The following is a 17,295-nucleotide window of genomic DNA, read 5'->3' as shown; positions in this document are numbered from 1 at the left end:
TGACAAGCCGGGACCGCGCTTTACCCCGCGGGCCCGTCTTAGCTATCGGCGTACCACTCCAGGAGTTCTGATGCCCGGTCCTTCAGCTTCCCGACCACAGCGAGTCTTCAAGGGTCTCCTTTTGCCCGTGGTGATCGCCCTGGTGGGGGCCCTTTTGCCCCTCAGCGCAACGACGGCGATGGCTGTGGGACCCTGCGACCCCGTGGTGAACGCGGTGGCCTGTGAAAATTCGAAGCCCGGCAGCCCGCCCTCGGAGTGGGACATCAATGGCGCGGGCGATGACACCATCCAGGGCTTCGCCACGGACATCAGCGTCAATGCCGGCCAGCCCATCCGGTTCAAGGTCGACACCAAGGCGCCCACCTACACCATCGCGATTTACCGGACCGGCTGGTATGGGGGCAACGGAGCCCGCAAGATCGCCGATGTGACACCGTCCGTATTGCGCCAGACCCAGCCGGCCTGCCGCAGCGATGTCACCACCGAGCTTTACGATTGCGGTACCTGGGCCGTTTCGGCAACGTGGCAGGTTCCGGCGACAGCTGTGTCCGGTGTCTACATCGCGCTCCTCACACGCCCTGATACCGGCGCAAAGAGCCACATCACGTTCATTGTCCGCAATGACGGCAACCGTTCCGCCGTCGTCTTCCAAACGGCGGACGAGACCTGGCAGGCCTACAACACGTACGGCGGCTCGGACTTCTATCAAGGTGCCGCGAACGGCAGGGCCTACAAGGTCAGCTACAACCGGCCGATGGCAACCCGTGATGGTCCGAACGGGCGGGACTTCTACTTCGCCAACGAATACCCGATGGTCCGTTTCCTTGAACAGAACGGCTACGACGTCAGCTACATCAGCGGCCTGGACGCGGACCGCAGCGGCGCGGAGCTGCTGAACCACAAGGTGTTCCTTTCGGTGGGGCACGATGAGTACTGGTCCGGTCCGCAACGGGCCAACGTCACCGCCGCCAGGGACGCCGGCGTGAATCTTCAGTTCCTTTCGGGGAATGAGATGTATTGGCGGACCCGGTTCGAACCCTCAACAGTGGACGGCACAGCGAACCGCACCCTGACCTGCTACAAGGAAACCTGGGGAAATGCCAAGATCGACCCCAGCACCCAGTGGACAGGCACGTGGCGCGACCCCCGTTTCGCCTCGCAAGCCAACGGTGGTGGCCTGCCCGAGAACGCGGTGACCGGGACCATGTACATGTCCAACCACTCCGACTTGCCAATTACCGTGAGTTCGGACGAAGGCAAGACAAGGCTTTGGCGGAATACGTCCCTGGCATCGTTGCCTGCAGGTTCTTCCACGGCGCTGGCAGCCCACACGGTGGGTTACGAATCCGACGAGGACCTGGACAACGGCTTCCGGCCAGCCGGCCTGGTCCGGTTGTCAACCACCGTGGGAAGTGTTCCCGAGTACCTCCAGGACTTCGGCAATACCGTCAAGCCAGGCAATACCACCCATAACGTGACCCTCTACCGGGCAGCAAGTGGCGCCCTGGTCTTCTCAGCCGGCAGCGTCCAGTGGACGTGGGGGCTGGACCAGGAGCACGACGGCGCCGGCGCACCTGCCGATGCCAGGATGCGCCAGGCGCAGGTCAACTTACTCGCCGACATGGGCGCACAACCCGCCACCCGGGCAGCCGGCCTTGTTGCCGCTGTTGCGAGCACTGACACCACCAAACCCACCGCAACCATCTCTGCTCCGGCCAACGGTGCCACGGTGGCACAAGGCAGCAGCGTCACCGTTACGGGAACTGCCAGCGATGTTGGAGGCGTCGTGGCCGGCGTCGAAGTCTCCACCGACGGCGGCACAACCTGGCACGCGGCCCAGGGTAAGACGAGTTGGAGTTACACCTACGTGCAGAAGGGCCTTGCCACGGCAACCGTCCAGGCACGGGCCATCGACGACAGCGCCAACGTGGGTGCTGCCGTGAGCCGCAACCTCACCCTCAACGGCCCCTACAGTGTCTTCGGCCAAACAGTTCCCGCTGTCCAGGACTCCGGTGACGGCGGGGCTTATGAAATGGGCTTGCGCTTCACGCCCTCTGTGGATGGCTTCATCACAGGCGTCCGTTTCTATAAGAGCACCGCCAACACCGGAACCCACACAGGCTCCTTGTGGAGCTCCACCGGCGAGCGCCTGGCCACGGCCACATTCACCAATGAGACCGCTTCGGGGTGGCAATCAGTCCTGTTCGCCCAAGCAGTCCCCGTGGCTGCGGGCCAGAAGTACACAGCCTCGTTCTGGGCCCCCAACGGCCACTACGCCACCAAGGACTATCAGTGGGCCAGCTTTGGTTTCACTGACGCCCCGTTGAAGGTAGCGGGAGGATTCGGGGCGGAGCCGGCCGGCGTGTACAGCACATCGCAGAGTTTCCCGACCACCAGCTACAACGGTGGCAACTACTTCGCAGACGCCATCTTCAGCACTGTAGATACCTCCCCCATGACAGTTTCGGGCCAGACACCCATCCCGTCGTCGTCGAGCGTAGCGGTCGACACCAAAGTGAGCGCGGTATTTTCCAAGCCGGTCACCCCAGCCAGCGTCCAACTGACGTTGCAGTCGCCCTCCGGGCCAGTAGCGGGCACTACCGCATATGACGCCGCCACGCGGCGGGCTACTTTTACGCCGTCGAGCGCATTGGCGTTCAGTACCCAGTTCACGGCGACCTTGGCCGGCACTGACTCAACCGGTGGTCCAGTGACGGCGGGTGGGACCTGGTCCTTCACGACGGCGGCGACCCTCCCGGTTCCCGGCGCGTGCCCCTGCAGCCTTTTCGATGACTCTGTCACACCAGGGATAGCGGAACTGCGGGAAGGCGTACCCGTAACCCTTGGTGTGAGGTTCTCGAGTGTTTCGGCAGGCCAGGTGCTTGGCGTCCGCTTCTACAAGTCCGCCGGCAACACGGGCACCCACAACGGCGCCCTGTACACGGCAACCGGCCAGCAGCTGGCCACGGTCGCGTTCACCAACGAAAGCAGTTCCGGATGGCAGACGGCCATGTTCAGCCAACCCATCCAGATGGCTGCGAATACGGACTACATCGTGTCCTACAAGTCCCTGACCGGGACGTATTCGGCCACGACCAACGGATTCGGTTCGGGTATGAGCGTAGGACCACTGCGGGCAGCTTCTGACGCTGGCGCGTACACGTACAGCGGAGATTTTGCTTCCTCCAGGTCCACAACCAGCTACTTGGTGGACGTCGTGGTCACAGTGCCGAACACTCCATTCACTGTGGGTTCCCAATCGCCGTTGCCCAACGCCTCCAGTGTCCCCCTGAACACCACGGTCAGCGCCGTGCTCTCCGAGGCCGCCGTAGCGTCGAGCGTGAGCACGACGTTGAAAGTAACCGGCGGAGCCGCCGTAGCCGGGACGTCCAGCTACGATCCAGCAACGCGTAAAGCCACGTTCACTCCCACAGCCGCCCTCGCAGCAGGGACGGGTTATACGGCCACGGTGACAGCTACGGCGCAGTCCGGTCAGCCGATGTCGGGCGGCGGGACGTGGACCTTCACCACGGTTCCGGCACCGAGGACCCCTGGTGTGTGCCCATGCACTCTGTACCAGGACACGGTGACGCCAACGACGCCGGATGCCAACGACGGCGTGCCGTTGTCCCTGGGCGTCAGGTTCGCGAGCGACACAGCCGGGCAAGTCACCGGCGTGCGCTTCTACAAGGCGGCCGGCAACACCGGCACGCACACCGGTTCGCTCTACACCGTCAACGGACAACTGCTCGCTACCGTCACATTCACCAATGAATCCAGCAGCGGATGGCAGACAGCCGTGTTCAGTCAACCGGTGAACATCGAGGCCAACACGGAATACGTGGCAGCGTACAAGTCCCCCACCGGCAGTTACTCCTACTCTGCGGGCGGATTCGGTCCGGGCTTCACCAGTGGACCGCTGCGCACGGACACAGATTCTGGAGAATATGCCTACAACAGCGACTTCCCCAATGCGTCCACCACTGCCAGTTACCTGGTGGACCTGGTCTTCGCTACGCCAACAGCACCCCTCACTGTAACGGAGCAGGTTCCGGCACCGGGCGCCACGGACATCCCCACCGACGTGAAGCCGTCCATCACCTTCTCCTCCGGGATCAACGCCGGTTCGTCCTTTACCCTGACGGCGAACGGCTCATCCATTGCCGGCACGGCCGCTCTCTCCTCCGATAGCCGGACGGTCACGTTCACGCCGGCCGGACCCCTTCCCAACAGCACGGTCATCTCAGCCAGCGTGGCCAACGTGGTCTCCCAACAGGGGCAGGCTTACCCCACCACCAACTGGCAGTTCACAACTGCAGCCCCGACCGTCCAGGTGTCCACCATCTTCGGTTCACTGACCCCCCAGACAGCGTCCGCCTCGGATGCCCTGTCTGTGGAGTTGGGCACGGCCTTCACCGTTTCCCAGGCGGGCAACGTCACGGGCATCCGTTTCTACAAGGGGACCGGAAACACAGGAACCCACGTCGGCTCGCTCTGGAACTCGGCGGGCACGCGGCTGGCACAAGTGACCTTCACCAATGAGACGGCAACAGGATGGCAGACCGCCACACTGGCCACGCCCGTGGCGTTGTCGACCGGCCAGACCTACGTGGTTTCCTACCGTGCCCCCGTCGGCCGGTACTCGTATACGCAAGGCTTCTTCAACCAGACCTGGACGTCCGGCGTCTTCACCGCTTCCGGGCCCAATAACGGGCGCTACCGGTACGGCTCAGGAGGCGTCATGCCGGCCAGCTCGTTCGGGGCGACGAACTACTTCGTGGACGTTGTCTACTCAAGTGCCGCACCCGCCCAGCAAGCGGCGGCGGCGCCGTCCCCGTCGCCTACCGCCACAGCCACGCCTACCCCGACAGCTACGGCAACGCCTACTGCGACACCGAGCCCGTTACCGAGCCCGACGCAGTCCGGTGGTTTGCTCTGCGGGCTGTTGCCGCTCTGCTGATCACACAGCAGAGGACCTAGTTAACGGGTGGCTTGCTCAACGGGTGGCTTGCTCAACGGATGACGCTGGGCGACCACGCGTGGGCAATGAACATAGCCGGTTGCGAACCGGGAGTGGTGCCCAGCTGCCAGATGTTGCTGTCCCCTTCCACGGCCTCATCCGCCAACCCGTAAAGAAGGTTCTGGTTGTCCAGCCATTCAATCTGGTCATCGACGCTTCGCTTCTCGGAAAGGACCGTCTCCTGCCCGGTGGCGAGGTCAAGCACAGCCACCTTCCAATGCGCAGCCAAAGCACCGCCGTCGTTCTTCTTGAAGGCAATCCTGGTCCCGTCGGGCGAAATCGATGGGCACTCCACATTGTCGTGCACAGCGGTCAGCGTCTTTGCTGAGATACTTCCGCGGACCAACCAGATCCGCCCCGACGACGCCGCCGTGGCGTAGAAGGCATCCTTTTGTCCCGGCACGAACGTTACTCCCCAGATGTTCCTGTCAGTGGCCACCAGCCGTTGTCCGTTGACCAGGAGGGCGTAGTCCTCCAGGTTTTCGGGTGTTCCTCCCGACTGTGTGATCTCCGTGGCCGTCGAGAACCCGGCGGTCGCATACGAGTGGCCCGTGACAAACACGGTGGTGGCGATCATTGAGCCATCAGGACTGATCCGTGTCCTGCTGGGTATGCCCTTGATGGGCCACGAGCTTTGGGGTTCCCAGTCCCGGTTCAAGAGCGAAGCTTCGAACGCGGTCACCAGCCCGCGGTTGGTCTTCAGGCAGACGGAAGACTCCTTTGTTCCATACACACGGTCGCATTCCTGTTCGCTGACGGACCTGGCTCCCGCCGGAGCCGAGAGGGGAACGGTTGCTGCGTGGCCGTATCCCTGCCCGGAAGCTGTGTTCCGGAAGAGGACAAAGGGAACGCTTGGCAGCGGTTGCGCTGCCGTGACACCCACGGTCGAGGCCGCAGAGCGGCTCTCCTCAAACCGCTGATAGGCCCCCACCGCGTAGATTCCTGCTCCTGCCAGGACCAAGGCAGTCACGGCCAGCAGAAGGCCCCACCTAACCTTTCCCAGGCCCAGCGCTTCACTCATGCGTCGGCGTTAACGACATTGGCTGGCGAAGTGCCCCGCAGGATGAAAATGACGGCCACAACCACGCACCCCAGCAACGCGCCCGCTATCACCATGGCTGACGATGCACCCGCCGCGTACCAGAGCACACCGAAGCCGGCTGAAGCGATCATCCTGGTGAGCGCCACAACTGTCTGGGCCGAAGCGATACCCGTGGCCAGTTTCCCGGGCGGGGTCAGTTGGCTGGCCAATGCGGCCAATACGCCGTCGGTTGCCGCGTAAAACGCACCCAGCAGAACCAGGCAACCCACTGTGGTAACAAGTCCACCGATGGGCGAAGCCGCGAGGAGATAGGTGGCCAGGAGCGCCACGTGGCCGCCAACAAATACCGGGATCTTGCCTACCCGGTCAGCCAATCGTCCCATGGGAACCGCAAACGCCAGGAAGACCACGTTGGTGCCTACGAACAACAGCGGGAACCACTGGACAGCAAAAGAGTCCCTGGCCTGCAGGACCAGGTAGATAAAGCCGTCGCCAATGGTCACCAAGCCCAGGAGCCCGGCAGCGATCAGCACCTTTCCCAGGCCCGGCTCCTTCAGGTGGCTCCACGAAAAAGCGAACAGCCGGCGCCCCTCGCGTTCGGCTGCGTCCGGCAGCCCATCCGCCCGGACGTCCGGCACAATCAGCCCCAGGACGGCAACGCCAATCACAGCGAACGCAAGCGAGACGACAAAAACCGTGCTGAAACCGTTGGGAATCATCAGCAGGACAAAGAACGCGATCAACGGTCCGGCTGCTGCCCCGATATTGTCCAGCATCCGGTGCACCCCGAAGGACCTGGCAAGATGCTCAGGCTGCGCGGACACTGAAATGAGCGCATCCCTGGGGGCAGTGCGTATACCTTTGCCGATCCTGTCCCCCGTGACAATCGCGGCAATCGCCCAGAATCCCCCGGCGAACAGGAAACCTATCCTTGCAACCATGGACAAGCCGTACCCGGCCAACGCAATTCGTTTTGGATGGCCGCTCCGGTCCGCTGCCCAGCCCGCGGCAATTCTGACGATCGCGCTGGCGCCTTGATTGATCCCGTCAATGAAACCAAATGCGATCGTGGACAACCCCAGGAAGCCGGTCACGTACAACGGGAGAATGGCTGTGACCGATTCCGAGGAGACATCCGTGACCATGCTGACGATGCCCAGCCATACGATCACCGGTGACAACCGGAACGGCACTCCACTCGGCAGCGCCGTTTCCGCACCTTGCGGCTTGGCCCGTTTGCCGCCCCGGTCTGAAAGCGAAATGTACACGGCCGCCCCTAGCCCGCCGTCGTATGCAGGGTGCCCAGCAGTTGGAACCGCGATGCGCCGGTACCCGTCGTCGTCACGGACACTGTCACGGTATCGCTGCCACGAACGAAACGTGAGGCCACAGCACCGTCAGCGGCGGGAGCTTGCTCAGACCAGAACCCATGGGACACAAGGGACTGGCTGAAGGAGCCCAGCACTTCGCTTTGGGGTTTGGCCACGATCCCATCCGCTGCCACTTGAAGGGCATTGCCCGAAGTCGACACTGAGGTGGAACCTATGGTTGTTCCGGCAGGCAGGGTGAGAATGTCAACCGGCCATCCGTCCACCACCTTGCCGGCGGCCGTACCCGGCGCAGGCAAGGCACCCGAGATCAAGGGGGCGGGCGCGGATGGTTCGGGCAAGCCGGAGGGGCTCGCGGTCACCGGTGGAAGGACTTCCAGGGGTTTGGCGGTGGACTGGCCGTCGCCGCCGGTCTCCGGGCCGGCGCCAGCCTGGCCCGGCGACGGACTGCCGGACGCAGGGGTACCCCCACCCGGGGTCGCGCCGGCCGGAGCACTTTGACCCTGGCCACTGGAGCTGGGGGCCGGGCGTGAAGCGGAGGAATCCTGCGCGGTGGTGGACGCGGTCCTTCCAGCCATTTGATCGAAAATTACTGCCACGGCGGCGACCAGCAGGGCAAGGCAAATACCTGCGATGACCAGCCGCCGCGCCATCATGGTTTGGCCGGGCTGGGTACGCCGTCAAGCGGCTGATTCGGGGCCACACGTTTCATGGGGACAGTCTGCCATCGCGACCCGGATTCCGGAACAGTTTTGGCGCTACCAACGCCCATTCCGCGGGCGTGGTTGGCACACAGGGCAGGTATAAGAGGAGCGGTTCATGAACTGCTCCCGTTTGATGACACTCCTGAGCCCGGTTGCTTCGCAGCGCGGGCACAGCTCACCAGCCCGCCCATAAGCGTTAAGGGAACGGGAAAAGTACCCCGAATCACCGTTCACATTCACGTAGAGGGAATCAAAACTCGTCCCTCCTGCAGCCAACGCAGCATTCATGACCTCTTGCGCGGCCACCACCAGGCGCTCGGCATCGGAACGGCGAAGGGTGTCCGTGGCCCGGGCGTAGTGGAGGCGGGCGCGCCACAGTGCTTCATCGGCGTAGATGTTGCCAATTCCCGAGATGACACCCTGGTCCAGGAGCGCCCTCTTGAGGCCCGTCTTGCGGTTCTTGATCTTTCGGTAGAACGCATCGAAGGAAAAGTGCGGGTCGAGCGGGTCCCGGGCGATGTGCGATGCTTCTTCTGCGATCTCGGGCAGGGGCGATTCGCCAAGGCCGCCAGGGCCGCCGTCGACGGTTGGGATCAACGACGTGACGAAGAGTCCACCGAAAATGCGCTGGTCGACAAACCGCAGCTGCTCCGGCATGCCGTCCACCGGGCTGAGCTTGATCCGGACCTTGAGGTGCTTCTCATCCGGCACCGCCGGATCCTGCATGAGCAGCTGGCCGCTCATTCCCAGATGGGCCATCAGCGCCACGCGCGGCATCTCCAAAGCGGTGGCCGCGTGCGTGGTGCCAGCAGGGTTCTCCATGGCCAGGGGCATCCACAGGAACTTCCCGCGTCGAACGACATCCAGCACGGTTGCATGTTCGAGGTTCCCCACGAAATCCTCGGTACCCAAGGCATGCCGCCGGATGGAGCGGGGATCAATGACGTCGACGCCGGTGATGGTCCGGCCACGCACCCAGCGGGCCAGACCTCGGCGTACTACCTCTACTTCAGGGAGTTCCGGCATCCGTCAGGCTTGGGCCGGACCGGCAGCTGATGAGTCCATGGCGGTGAGTGCACGCCAGGCATCGGCAGCAGCTTCCTGCTCCGCCTCTTTCTTGGAATGGCCAGAGCCGCGACCATAGGGGGTCCCACCGATGTTCAGGACGGCTTCGAAAGTCCTGGCGTGATCGGGACCGGAGCCCTCCACGGCGTAGTGGATGACCCCAAGCTGGCGGCTGGCCGTCAGCTCCTGGATGCTCGTTTTCCAGTCCGTGCCGGCACCGAGGGCGCCTGCGTCCTTCAGGAGCGGACCTACCAGGCGCATGACCAGTTGGCGGGCGGTTTCGATATCGTTCGAAAGGTACGTGGCACCGATCAGGGCTTCCATGGTGTCAGCCAGGATGGACGCCTTGTTCTTGCCGTCGGTCAGCTTCTCACCTTGCCCGAGGTAAATGAACTCGCCGACGCCGATGGAGCGCCCAATGCCGGCCAAAGCCCGCGTACTGACGACGGCGGAACGCCGCTTGGCTAGTTCGCCTTCAGGCAGCGAGGGGTTCTCACGGTACAAGGAATCGGTGACCGAGAAGCCCAGGATGGAGTCGCCGAGGAACTCGAGGCGCTCGTTGGTGGGGATCCCGCCGTTCTCATACGCGTATGAGCGATGTGTGAGAGCAAGACGAAGCGTCTCGGTGTCAATGGAGACACCGAGACGCTTCAGAAGCTCTTCAGTTGAAGACATCCTTAGTCAGCCTGTACGGCAGATTAGGCGTCTGCGACCTTGCGGCCCTTGTATTCAAGGAACAGCGCGGTGCCGGCAGAGTCAGTGACGACCTTTGCCTGGTGCGGCAGGCTGTAGGTAACCTGACCGTTTTCGATGGTCTTGACCAAGTTGGGGGCAGTTGCCTTCCACTGGGCACGGCGGGCGCGTGTATTTGCGCGAGACATTTTCCGCTTGGGAACAGCCACGGCTATCTCATTTCTCTCTTAGACGAACACTTACTAATCGGTTTGCCGGTCAGTCTTAGCCAGATCAGCTAGGGCAGCCCAGCGAGGGTCAATGACCTCGTGGTGGTGCCCCGGCTCGTCTTCCAGGCGCGCTCCACATTCGGAGCACAGACCCTGGCAGTCTTCCCGGCACACCGGCTGGAACGGCAGCATAGTGACTACTGCGTCCCGCAACACCGGCTCAAGATCGATCAGATCGTACTCGACTCGACGTTGCTCTTCATCGTCTTCTTCACCCGAAAGCTCAACGCCTTCGTAGAAGAAAAGTTCTTGCACATTGACCTCAAGGTCATACGCAAGGGGATCCAGGCATCGCCCGCACTCGCCGGTTACTTCGACGAGGGCGGAGCCAGATACCAGAATTCCTTCGTGTACGGCCTCCAAGCGAAGATCCAGCTCGATATCCGAGCCTTCCTTCACGCCAATGAGCGCCACACCAAGGTCACTTGGCGCAGGTACATGCTCGTTGAGTGTCCGCATGGTCCCTGGACTGCGTCCAAGGTCCTTGACTACCAGCGCCAAGGGCGAACTTGCATCTCGCTTAATGAGAACTCCTGTAGAACATATGACCGACGTACCATCTTAGCCTGATCTCGCTGGAGGACTCAAACCGACGCCGGGCGCGCGCAAAGGCACGGTGGTTTCAGCTGGGAACTCTGCGTGAAGGCGCAAGGTACCCATCAAGCTTACCCCTTGCGCGGCGGTTCGGTGGGCGGCTCGCCAGCGAGGAGCCGTTTCAGCACCGACTTAGGGACGAAATCGGAGATATCGCCCCCCAGCACGCTGATCTCCTTGATCAGGGTGGAAGAAAGATGCACGTAATGCGCCTCCGCCGGCAGGAAGACGGTTTCGACGCCGGTCAGCTGGCGGTTCATGGTGGCCATCGGCAGCTCGTAGTCAAAATCCGACGAGGACCGAAGGCCCTTGACGATTGCGGACACACCCCGGTTCCTGCAGTACTCGGCGAGGAGCCCTTCACCCATGGGCTCCACGATGATTCCGCGCAACGACGCCAGCGTTTCGCGTGCCATCTCCATGCGGTCTTCGAGGCTGAACCGGTACTTCTTGGCGTAGTTCGTCGATACCGCCACGATAACTTCGTCAAACAAGCCGGCAGCCCGGGCGATGACTTCGAGATGTCCGTTGTGGATAGGGTCAAAAGATCCAGGGCATACCGCGCGTCTCATGAGACGAACCTACCCCATGGCTCTGCCGGGATACCATGGCTCCCATGGCATCCGCAGGCATCAGCCCCCTTGATACACACGCCGGCAACGGATCCCCCCAGAGTACGGGCAGCGCCGTCCCGTGGCAGCGGGCAGCCCTCGGAGCGAACCTGCTGTCGCCCAATGGAGGGCTCGGAGTCACCATCTTCGAGGAAATGACCACGCTGGCGATATCCACGGGCGCCATCAACCTGGGCCAAGGCTTCCCCGACGAGGACGGCCCGTCGGAGATCAAGGCCGCCGCCCAGGATGCCATTGCATCCGGAGCCAACCAGTACGCTCCGGGCAAGGGCATCCCCGCGCTGAGGGAAGCAATCGCGGCCCACCAGAAGCGGTTCTACGGATTGGAACCCAATCCCGACACGGAAGTACTGGTCACCACCGGCGCTACCGAGGCAATCGCCGCGGCGCTGCTGGCCTTCGTGCAACCCGGCGATGAAGTCCTGACCTTCGAGCCGTTCTACGACTCTTACGGCGCCATCATCGGCTTGGCAGGCGCCAAACACGTCACCGCTCCCCTGCTGGCGCCGGACTTCATGCCTGACCTCGACGCCTTGGAAAACGCGTTCAGCAGCCGGACCAAGGTTGTCCTCCTCAACAACCCGCACAACCCCACCGGTGCCGTCTTCCCCCAGCAGGTCCTGGCCAAGGTCGTTGAGTTGGCGGCAAAGCACGACGCCATCATCGTCAGCGATGAGGTGTACGAGCACCTGACATTCGGCCCGGCCCACATCCCCGTCACGTCCCTGCCGGGAGCGGCCGGACGGACCATCACCATCTCCTCCGCCGGAAAGACGTTTTCCTTCACCGGCTGGAAGATCGGGTGGCTCAGCGGGCCGGAACACCTTGTGGCGGCTGTGCGCACTGTGAAGCAATTCCTGACCTACAGTTCCGGCACTCCCTTCCAGAGCGCCATCGCGGTGGGCCTCGCGCTACCGGACGAGTTCTACACCGGCATCGCAACGACCCTTAAGCACAAGCGCGATATCCTCGCCGCGGGCCTGCGTGCCGCTGGATTTGGGGTGTACTCCCCCAGCGGAACGTACTTCATCAACGTCGATACAGCCCCCCTGGGCATCAGCGATTCCGTAGACCTGGCACGGCGGCTGCCCGGCCTGGTAGGAGTGGCAGCAATCCCCGTTCCAGTGTTCTGCCACCCTGAAGGCGCCGAGCGGACCCGTTCCCTGCTGCGCTTCGCGTTCTGCAAGAAGACCGGGGTTCTGGAAGAAGCTGCCGAACGCCTGGCCACGCTCAAGGACCGGCTCTGAACCCCGCCCAGCCCCATGCCACCCGCTTCCTTCGGACGACGGGCCAACACGCCACCATCGAGGCCGACACCCTCATAAACGGCAGCTTCGTCCTCAGCATCGGCGGAGCAGAACAATCCCACGTCAACCTCCAGGACCCGGCAGAGATCTTCTACGAGTACCTGCGCAGGATCGGACACGTGGTGGACCTTGCAGCAGAACCGGGCAAGCCCCTCACCGCCTTGCACCTCGGAGCCGGCGCCCTCACCTTGGCCCGCTACATCCAGGCCACCCGTCCGGGTTCGGACCAGTATGCCGTTGAGCTCGAGCGCGAACTCCTGGATTTCGTCCTCCAAAAGCTGCCCATGCCCGACGGCACCGCACTGAGCACCCATATCGGCGACGCCCGCGACGCGTTGGGTGAGCTGCCCGCCCACCTGACGTTCGACGTCGTTATCCTTGACATCTTCTCCGGACCCGAGGCACCAGGCCACATCGCCTGCCAGGAGTTCTACGAAGAGGCAGCCGCAAGGTTAAGCCCGAACGGCGTCCTGATCATCAACGTGGGCGATGAGCCCGCCCTGACCTTGGTACGCAGCCAGGTGGCTGCACTGCGGGCAGCGATGACGGACGTCGCCGCCTTTGCCGAATCAGGCATGTTCGAGGGCCGGTACCCGGGCAACATCGTCCTGGTGGGCACCCAAAAGCCATGGCCGCCCGGTTGGACCGCTGAGCTCCTTGCCCGCGGACCGCATCCGGCCGCAGTACTCACAGGCGTCGACCTCGATCGCATCACAGGCTAGGCAGGGACACGCCTCAGGACGGCTCCGCGAACCACAGTTTGGTCTCGCCGTATTTCTTGTCCGCGAAGCATTCCAAGGACTGCGGCCACGCGGGTTCGGGACTTCGCGAACTTCGCTCCACAACTACAACTGCAGCCTCGTCCAGGTGCGGTGCCAGTTTGGCAAGCACAGCGCTGAGGGCATCTTCGTCCAACGGGTACGGCGGATCCAGGAAGACCAAGTCCCACACATCAGCTTCGCCGGCACGTTCAAGGAACGATTCCACCTTTGACCTGTGGACCGATACCCTCTTGCCTCCAAGCACCTGGTTCACCAGGTCGGCATTGCGCTGGCAGACATCGCTGGCCCTGGCGTCAAACTCCACCAGATCAACGCTGCGGGCGCCACGGCTGGCGCTCTCGACTCCCAGCGAACCCGAACCGGCGTAGAGGTCCAGGACCCGGAACCCATCAATAACCGCCAATGACTCCAAGCGGGAGAAGAGCGCCTCCTTGACCCGGTCCGTCGTGGGCCGCGTCGCTGTTCCGGGCACGCTCGCCAAGGGATTGCCGCCGGCGACACCGGCAATGATGCGGCTCATAGGGTGGTAGCTTTCAGGTAATAAAGCGTCCCTGGACTCTTAACCGCGTTCAAGGAACGCCTCCTTTTCGGGATTCAAATAGTCGTCGATTGCCGCAGCGAGGGCCGGCTGGTTACCCAAGGCAGGGTCTTCTGACACAAGGGCCTGGGCGTCAGTGCGTGCGCGCGCAATGATGTCCTCGTGGTCAAGGACACGAAGCAGTTTCAGTGTGGAGCGGCCCCCGGATTGGGAAGCGCCAAGGATGTCGCCCTCCCTGCGAAGCTTCAGGTCCTCTTGGGAGAGCTCAAAGCCGTCAGTGGTTGAGGCAACGGCTTCCAGGCGGCGCCGGCTCGGGTGACCTGGTTCCAGGGTAGTCACCAACAGGCAAGTGCCGGGCAGTCCTCCGCGGCCCACCCGCCCACGCAGCTGGTGGAGCTGCGAAATCCCAAAGCGGTCAGCGTCCAGGATCACCATAAGGGTGGCATTGTGGACGTCCACACCCACTTCGATGACGGTGGTGGACACCAAGACCTTGGTTTGGTTGGCCGCGAACGAGGCCATGGTGTCGGACTTGAGCTGCGGGTCCTGCCGGCCGTGGAGCGGTGCCACCGGAACTCCGGACAAGGACGGCTCATCGAGGAGGCTTTCGACGACGGCAGTCACCGACGCGAGCTCCCGTGACGCACCGTCGTCCGCGAGGTCGGCGTCGCTTGGTTCCGCTTCACCCGGGCTGAAGTCGCCGTCGTCGTCCGATCCGATCTTGGGGCAGACGACGTACACCTGGTGGCCCGATTCGACTTCTTCACGGGACCGCTTCCAAATCCGGTCCACCCAGCCGGGGTTCTCGGCAAGGCCCACCACGTGGGTTGAAATGGGGGCGCGCCCCGCCGGAAGCTCATCAAGGATGGACGTTTCAAGGTCGCCAAACACCGTCATGGCAACAGTCCGGGGAATCGGCGTGGCCGTCATGACCAACAAGTGCGGAGGCCGTTGCGCCTTGGCCCTGAGGGCATCCCGCTGCTCCACTCCGAAGCGGTGCTGCTCATCCACCACAATCAAGCCGAGGTCCTGGAAGCTCGTTTTGTCGCTCAGCAACGCGTGCGTGCCGATCACGATGCCTGCATTCCCGGACGCGGCATCCAGCATGGCCTGTTTCTTCGCCGCGGTGGGCATGGAGCCCGTCAGCAACGTCACCTGGACAGTACCCTGGGCGGGATCGCCACCGAGCATTCCAGCGCCGCCAAAGACGTGGTCCCGCGCAAGCTCCCCCAACGTCCGCCGGATGGAGTGGAAATGCTGGGCGGCCAACACCTCAGTGGGGGCAAGCAGGGCGGCCTGGCCCCCGGCGTCCACCACCTGCAGCATCGCACGGAGGGCAACGATCGTCTTGCCGGATCCCACCTCACCCTGCAGCAACCTGTTCATGGGCGTGTCCCGGGCGAGTTCCTCCGCAAGCGTCTTTCCGACGGCGGATTGGCCGGCTGTGAGGGTAAACGGCAGGTTTTGGTCGAACTTACCCAGCAAACCGCCGCTGATCGGCCGCCGGGCCGTTGCTTCCTCCGCCGCGAGCTGGGCCCGTCGGCGCGCCAAGGCTGTCTGCAGGACCAGGGCTTCCTGATAACGGAAGCGCTCCTGTGCCCGCTGCCAATCCTTGGGGGTCTCCGGCGAATGGATCAGGCGATATGCCTCGGCAACACTGAGGTGCCCGTCGCGATGAACGATACGCTCCGGAAGGGGATCGCTCATCGCATCCAGGTCCATGGTCTCCAGGAGGGCGCTGATGACTTTGTGGATGGACCAGCTGGTGAGTTTCGCGGTGGCCGGATACACCGGGATGGGCATCGCGGCGAGCTTTTCGGGGTCCATGGAGCCCTCGGCCCCGGGATCCTCGTCAAGCAGCAGGAAGTCAGGGTTGGTCAGGCCCAGGGCACCACCATAGCTGGTCACCTTGCCCGAGAACATTGCCCGGCGGCCCGCGAGAAGCTCCGACTTGGCCCTGAAACCGTTGAAGAAACTGACCTTCAAAGTCCCAGGCACGCTGGTTCCGCCGGCTTCATCGGTGACCACGACATCGGTAATAGAACCTCGCCGGGCACGCATTTGCCGGGTGGTGTTGGACAGCACCCGGGCAATCAGCGTGACTTCCTCGTCCAGGGGAAGGTTGCTGATGGGCGTCAGCTCACCCCGGCTCAGGTAGCGGCGCGGAAAATAGTTCAGCAAGGAACCGACGGTCTTCAGGCCCAGGTGTTTGTCGATGACGGAAGCGGACCGCTTGCCGATTCGGCGTTCCAGGGGCAGTTCGAGTTCAGAATTCATGCCGTGGCTGGCCCGGGTCACCGGGTACTTCCTTGTCCTGGGCGGCGGTGTCCGGGGCGGCGCCGGACGGAACCGCAAGCTGGCTGACAGCGATGTCCGTGGGTTCCCCCAACGAACGGATCAGGGCAACGGCGGGCTCAGGATCGGGGACGTGCACATGCACCCGCCAACGGTAGCTGGGCTCAACGGCTGGCTCGTCGTCATCCTCCGGGCCCTGCGCTCCGCCAACCTGGCTCATGATCACGGAGTCGCCCATTTCGTCCAGGCGTTGCCGGAGGATGGCCGCGTTCAGTGGAGACAGGCTGATGGTGCACATGACTTCAACACCGTCGTCGGCAGGCATGTGCTCATGGATATGGGGATCCTGCAGTTTGTAGCCGTGCAGGCCGTCCAACAGCTCATCCTGGAGCTCTTCGCCGAGGACAGCCGAGCGGAGGCAGTCGAGCACCAGCAGCATGCCAACGCCCCCGGCGTCGACCACGCGGGCTTCGTGGAGTTGCGTGAGTTCGTCTTCGGTGCGGACAACGGCCTGGTAGGCGGCATCCACCACGGCATCAAGCGAAAGGCCCAAGGCATGGTTGCTGTCATCACCGTTCTGGGCCGCTTCCACGGCCTGGGCCGCGTTGGCGGCTGCTTCGAGGACCGAGAGCATGGTGCCGGCAACAGGTTCACTCAACGCCGACCACGCCCGGATTTGTGCCCTGTTCAGGGCAGTTGCGAGCAGCGGCGCGCTCAAGCGTGACTTGCCGGCCAGGGGCTCAGCTGCTGCGCAGAGAAAGACGGCGAAGAGCGTACCGGAGTTCCCGCGTGCCTGTTCCATGGCAGCCTGGCCGGCCCGCGAAAGAACCGCTCCCACGTCGTTGCCTGTTTCGGTGGAATCCGGCGTGCTGCCACCCAGGGCCGTGACAGCCGCCCGGACCGTGAGGTAAAGGTTGGTGCCGGTATCGCCGTCGGCTACAGGAAAGATGTTGATCGCGTTGAGGCGGTCACTATGGTTCCCCAGGACTACTTCCGCTTTGCCTAGCCAACGTTTCATGGCGTGCG

The 17,295-nt window shown here is 63.4% G+C and carries 14 protein-coding genes; 3 read left to right on the top strand and 11 right to left on the bottom strand.

Annotated features, from left to right (window positions below; all coding sequences use genetic code 11):
* Positions 1-70: 70 nt before the first annotated feature.
* Positions 71-4,960 carry a DUF4082 domain-containing protein gene (locus QRM57_RS14390; protein ID WP_284987111.1) on the top strand — a complete coding sequence of 1,630 codons (4,890 nt, stop codon included), beginning with the start codon at positions 71-73 and terminating at the stop codon, positions 4,958-4,960.
* Between the two features lie 52 nt (positions 4,961-5,012).
* Here QRM57_RS14390 and QRM57_RS14385 read toward each other — a convergent pair whose 3' ends face one another.
* From QRM57_RS14385 to coaD, 8 genes are all read right to left on the bottom strand, one after another.
* Positions 5,013-6,041 (bottom strand): TolB family protein, encoded by a 1,029-nt coding sequence (locus QRM57_RS14385; protein ID WP_284987110.1) that lies wholly within the window; start codon positions 6,039-6,041, stop codon positions 5,013-5,015.
* The gene (locus QRM57_RS14380) at positions 6,038-7,255 is read right to left on the bottom strand and encodes an MFS transporter (RefSeq protein ID WP_284987130.1); all 1,218 of its coding nucleotides are present in this window, start codon (positions 7,253-7,255) and stop codon (positions 6,038-6,040) included. Before QRM57_RS14380 ends, QRM57_RS14385 begins: the two co-directional genes overlap by 4 nt.
* Positions 7,256-7,338: 83 nt before the next feature.
* Positions 7,339-8,046: a hypothetical protein gene (locus QRM57_RS14375; protein WP_284987109.1), complete on the bottom strand. Its 708-nt coding sequence runs from the start codon at positions 8,044-8,046 to the stop codon at positions 7,339-7,341.
* 102 nt (positions 8,047-8,148) lie between these two features.
* Positions 8,149-9,120, bottom strand: coding sequence for a bifunctional DNA-formamidopyrimidine glycosylase/DNA-(apurinic or apyrimidinic site) lyase (gene mutM, locus QRM57_RS14370; protein WP_284987108.1), 972 nt, complete (start codon positions 9,118-9,120; stop codon positions 8,149-8,151).
* Between the two features lie 3 nt (positions 9,121-9,123).
* On the bottom strand, positions 9,124-9,834 hold the full coding sequence (gene rnc / locus QRM57_RS14365; protein WP_257369063.1) for a ribonuclease III: 711 nt from the start codon (positions 9,832-9,834) through the stop codon (positions 9,124-9,126).
* A gap of 23 nt (positions 9,835-9,857) precedes the next feature.
* Positions 9,858-10,061: a 50S ribosomal protein L32 gene (gene rpmF / locus QRM57_RS14360; RefSeq protein ID WP_011775139.1), complete on the bottom strand. Its 204-nt coding sequence runs from the start codon at positions 10,059-10,061 to the stop codon at positions 9,858-9,860.
* Between the two features lie 33 nt (positions 10,062-10,094).
* Positions 10,095-10,622 carry a YceD family protein gene (locus QRM57_RS14355; protein WP_257369064.1) on the bottom strand — a complete coding sequence of 176 codons (528 nt, stop codon included), beginning with the start codon at positions 10,620-10,622 and terminating at the stop codon, positions 10,095-10,097.
* A 164-nt stretch (positions 10,623-10,786) separates the two neighbouring features.
* Positions 10,787-11,287 (bottom strand): pantetheine-phosphate adenylyltransferase, encoded by a 501-nt coding sequence (gene coaD, locus QRM57_RS14350; protein WP_211713506.1) that lies wholly within the window; start codon positions 11,285-11,287, stop codon positions 10,787-10,789.
* 35 nt (positions 11,288-11,322) lie between these two features.
* Between coaD and QRM57_RS14345 the strand changes: the two genes are divergently transcribed.
* Positions 11,323-12,594, top strand: a complete 1,272-nt coding sequence (locus QRM57_RS14345; RefSeq protein ID WP_284987107.1) for an aminotransferase class I/II-fold pyridoxal phosphate-dependent enzyme — start codon at positions 11,323-11,325, stop codon at positions 12,592-12,594.
* A complete protein-coding gene (locus tag QRM57_RS14340; protein WP_284987129.1) occupies positions 12,591-13,376 on the top strand; it encodes a spermidine synthase in 786 nt (261 codons plus the stop codon). The genes QRM57_RS14345 and QRM57_RS14340 overlap by 4 nt, the downstream gene beginning before the upstream one ends.
* Before the next feature lie 13 nt (positions 13,377-13,389).
* Here QRM57_RS14340 and rsmD read toward each other — a convergent pair whose 3' ends face one another.
* Genes rsmD through QRM57_RS14325 form a run of 3 tightly spaced genes read right to left on the bottom strand, consistent with a single transcriptional unit; the run spans position 13,390 to position 17,287 of the window.
* Positions 13,390-13,956: a 16S rRNA (guanine(966)-N(2))-methyltransferase RsmD gene (rsmD, locus tag QRM57_RS14335; protein ID WP_284987106.1), complete on the bottom strand. Its 567-nt coding sequence runs from the start codon at positions 13,954-13,956 to the stop codon at positions 13,390-13,392.
* A 39-nt stretch (positions 13,957-13,995) separates the two neighbouring features.
* The gene (locus tag QRM57_RS14330) at positions 13,996-16,251 is read right to left on the bottom strand and encodes an ATP-dependent DNA helicase RecG (protein ID WP_284987128.1); all 2,256 of its coding nucleotides are present in this window, start codon (positions 16,249-16,251) and stop codon (positions 13,996-13,998) included.
* Positions 16,241-17,287 (bottom strand): DAK2 domain-containing protein, encoded by a 1,047-nt coding sequence (locus QRM57_RS14325; protein ID WP_284987105.1) that lies wholly within the window; start codon positions 17,285-17,287, stop codon positions 16,241-16,243. Before QRM57_RS14325 ends, QRM57_RS14330 begins: the two co-directional genes overlap by 11 nt.
* Positions 17,288-17,295: the final 8 nt, after the last annotated feature.

The organism is Arthrobacter sp. fls2-241-R2A-172 (genome assembly GCF_030208885.1).
In the GTDB taxonomy this organism is placed as follows: domain Bacteria; phylum Actinomycetota; class Actinomycetes; order Actinomycetales; family Micrococcaceae; genus Arthrobacter.
The sequence above is the reverse complement of the archived record's forward strand: the minus strand, read 5'-3'. Positions and strand labels throughout refer to the sequence as shown.

Coding starts and splice junctions, on each gene's coding strand:
- QRM57_RS14390 (WP_284987111.1), top strand. CDS start 71: ATGCCCGGTCCTTCAGCTTCCCGACCACAGCGAGTCTTCAAGGGTCTC.
- QRM57_RS14385 (WP_284987110.1), bottom strand. CDS start 6,041: ATGAGTGAAGCGCTGGGCCTGGGAAAGGTTAGGTGGGGCCTTCTGCTG.
- QRM57_RS14375 (WP_284987109.1), bottom strand. CDS start 8,046: ATGATGGCGCGGCGGCTGGTCATCGCAGGTATTTGCCTTGCCCTGCTG.
- mutM (WP_284987108.1), bottom strand. CDS start 9,120: ATGCCGGAACTCCCTGAAGTAGAGGTAGTACGCCGAGGTCTGGCCCGC.
- rnc (WP_257369063.1), bottom strand. CDS start 9,834: ATGTCTTCAACTGAAGAGCTTCTGAAGCGTCTCGGTGTCTCCATTGAC.
- coaD (WP_211713506.1), bottom strand. CDS start 11,287: ATGAGACGCGCGGTATGCCCTGGATCTTTTGACCCTATCCACAACGGA.
- QRM57_RS14345 (WP_284987107.1), top strand. CDS start 11,323: ATGGCTCCCATGGCATCCGCAGGCATCAGCCCCCTTGATACACACGCC.
- rsmD (WP_284987106.1), bottom strand. CDS start 13,956: ATGAGCCGCATCATTGCCGGTGTCGCCGGCGGCAATCCCTTGGCGAGC.
- QRM57_RS14330 (WP_284987128.1), bottom strand. CDS start 16,251: ATGAATTCTGAACTCGAACTGCCCCTGGAACGCCGAATCGGCAAGCGG.
- QRM57_RS14325 (WP_284987105.1), bottom strand. CDS start 17,287: ATGAAACGTTGGCTAGGCAAAGCGGAAGTAGTCCTGGGGAACCATAGT.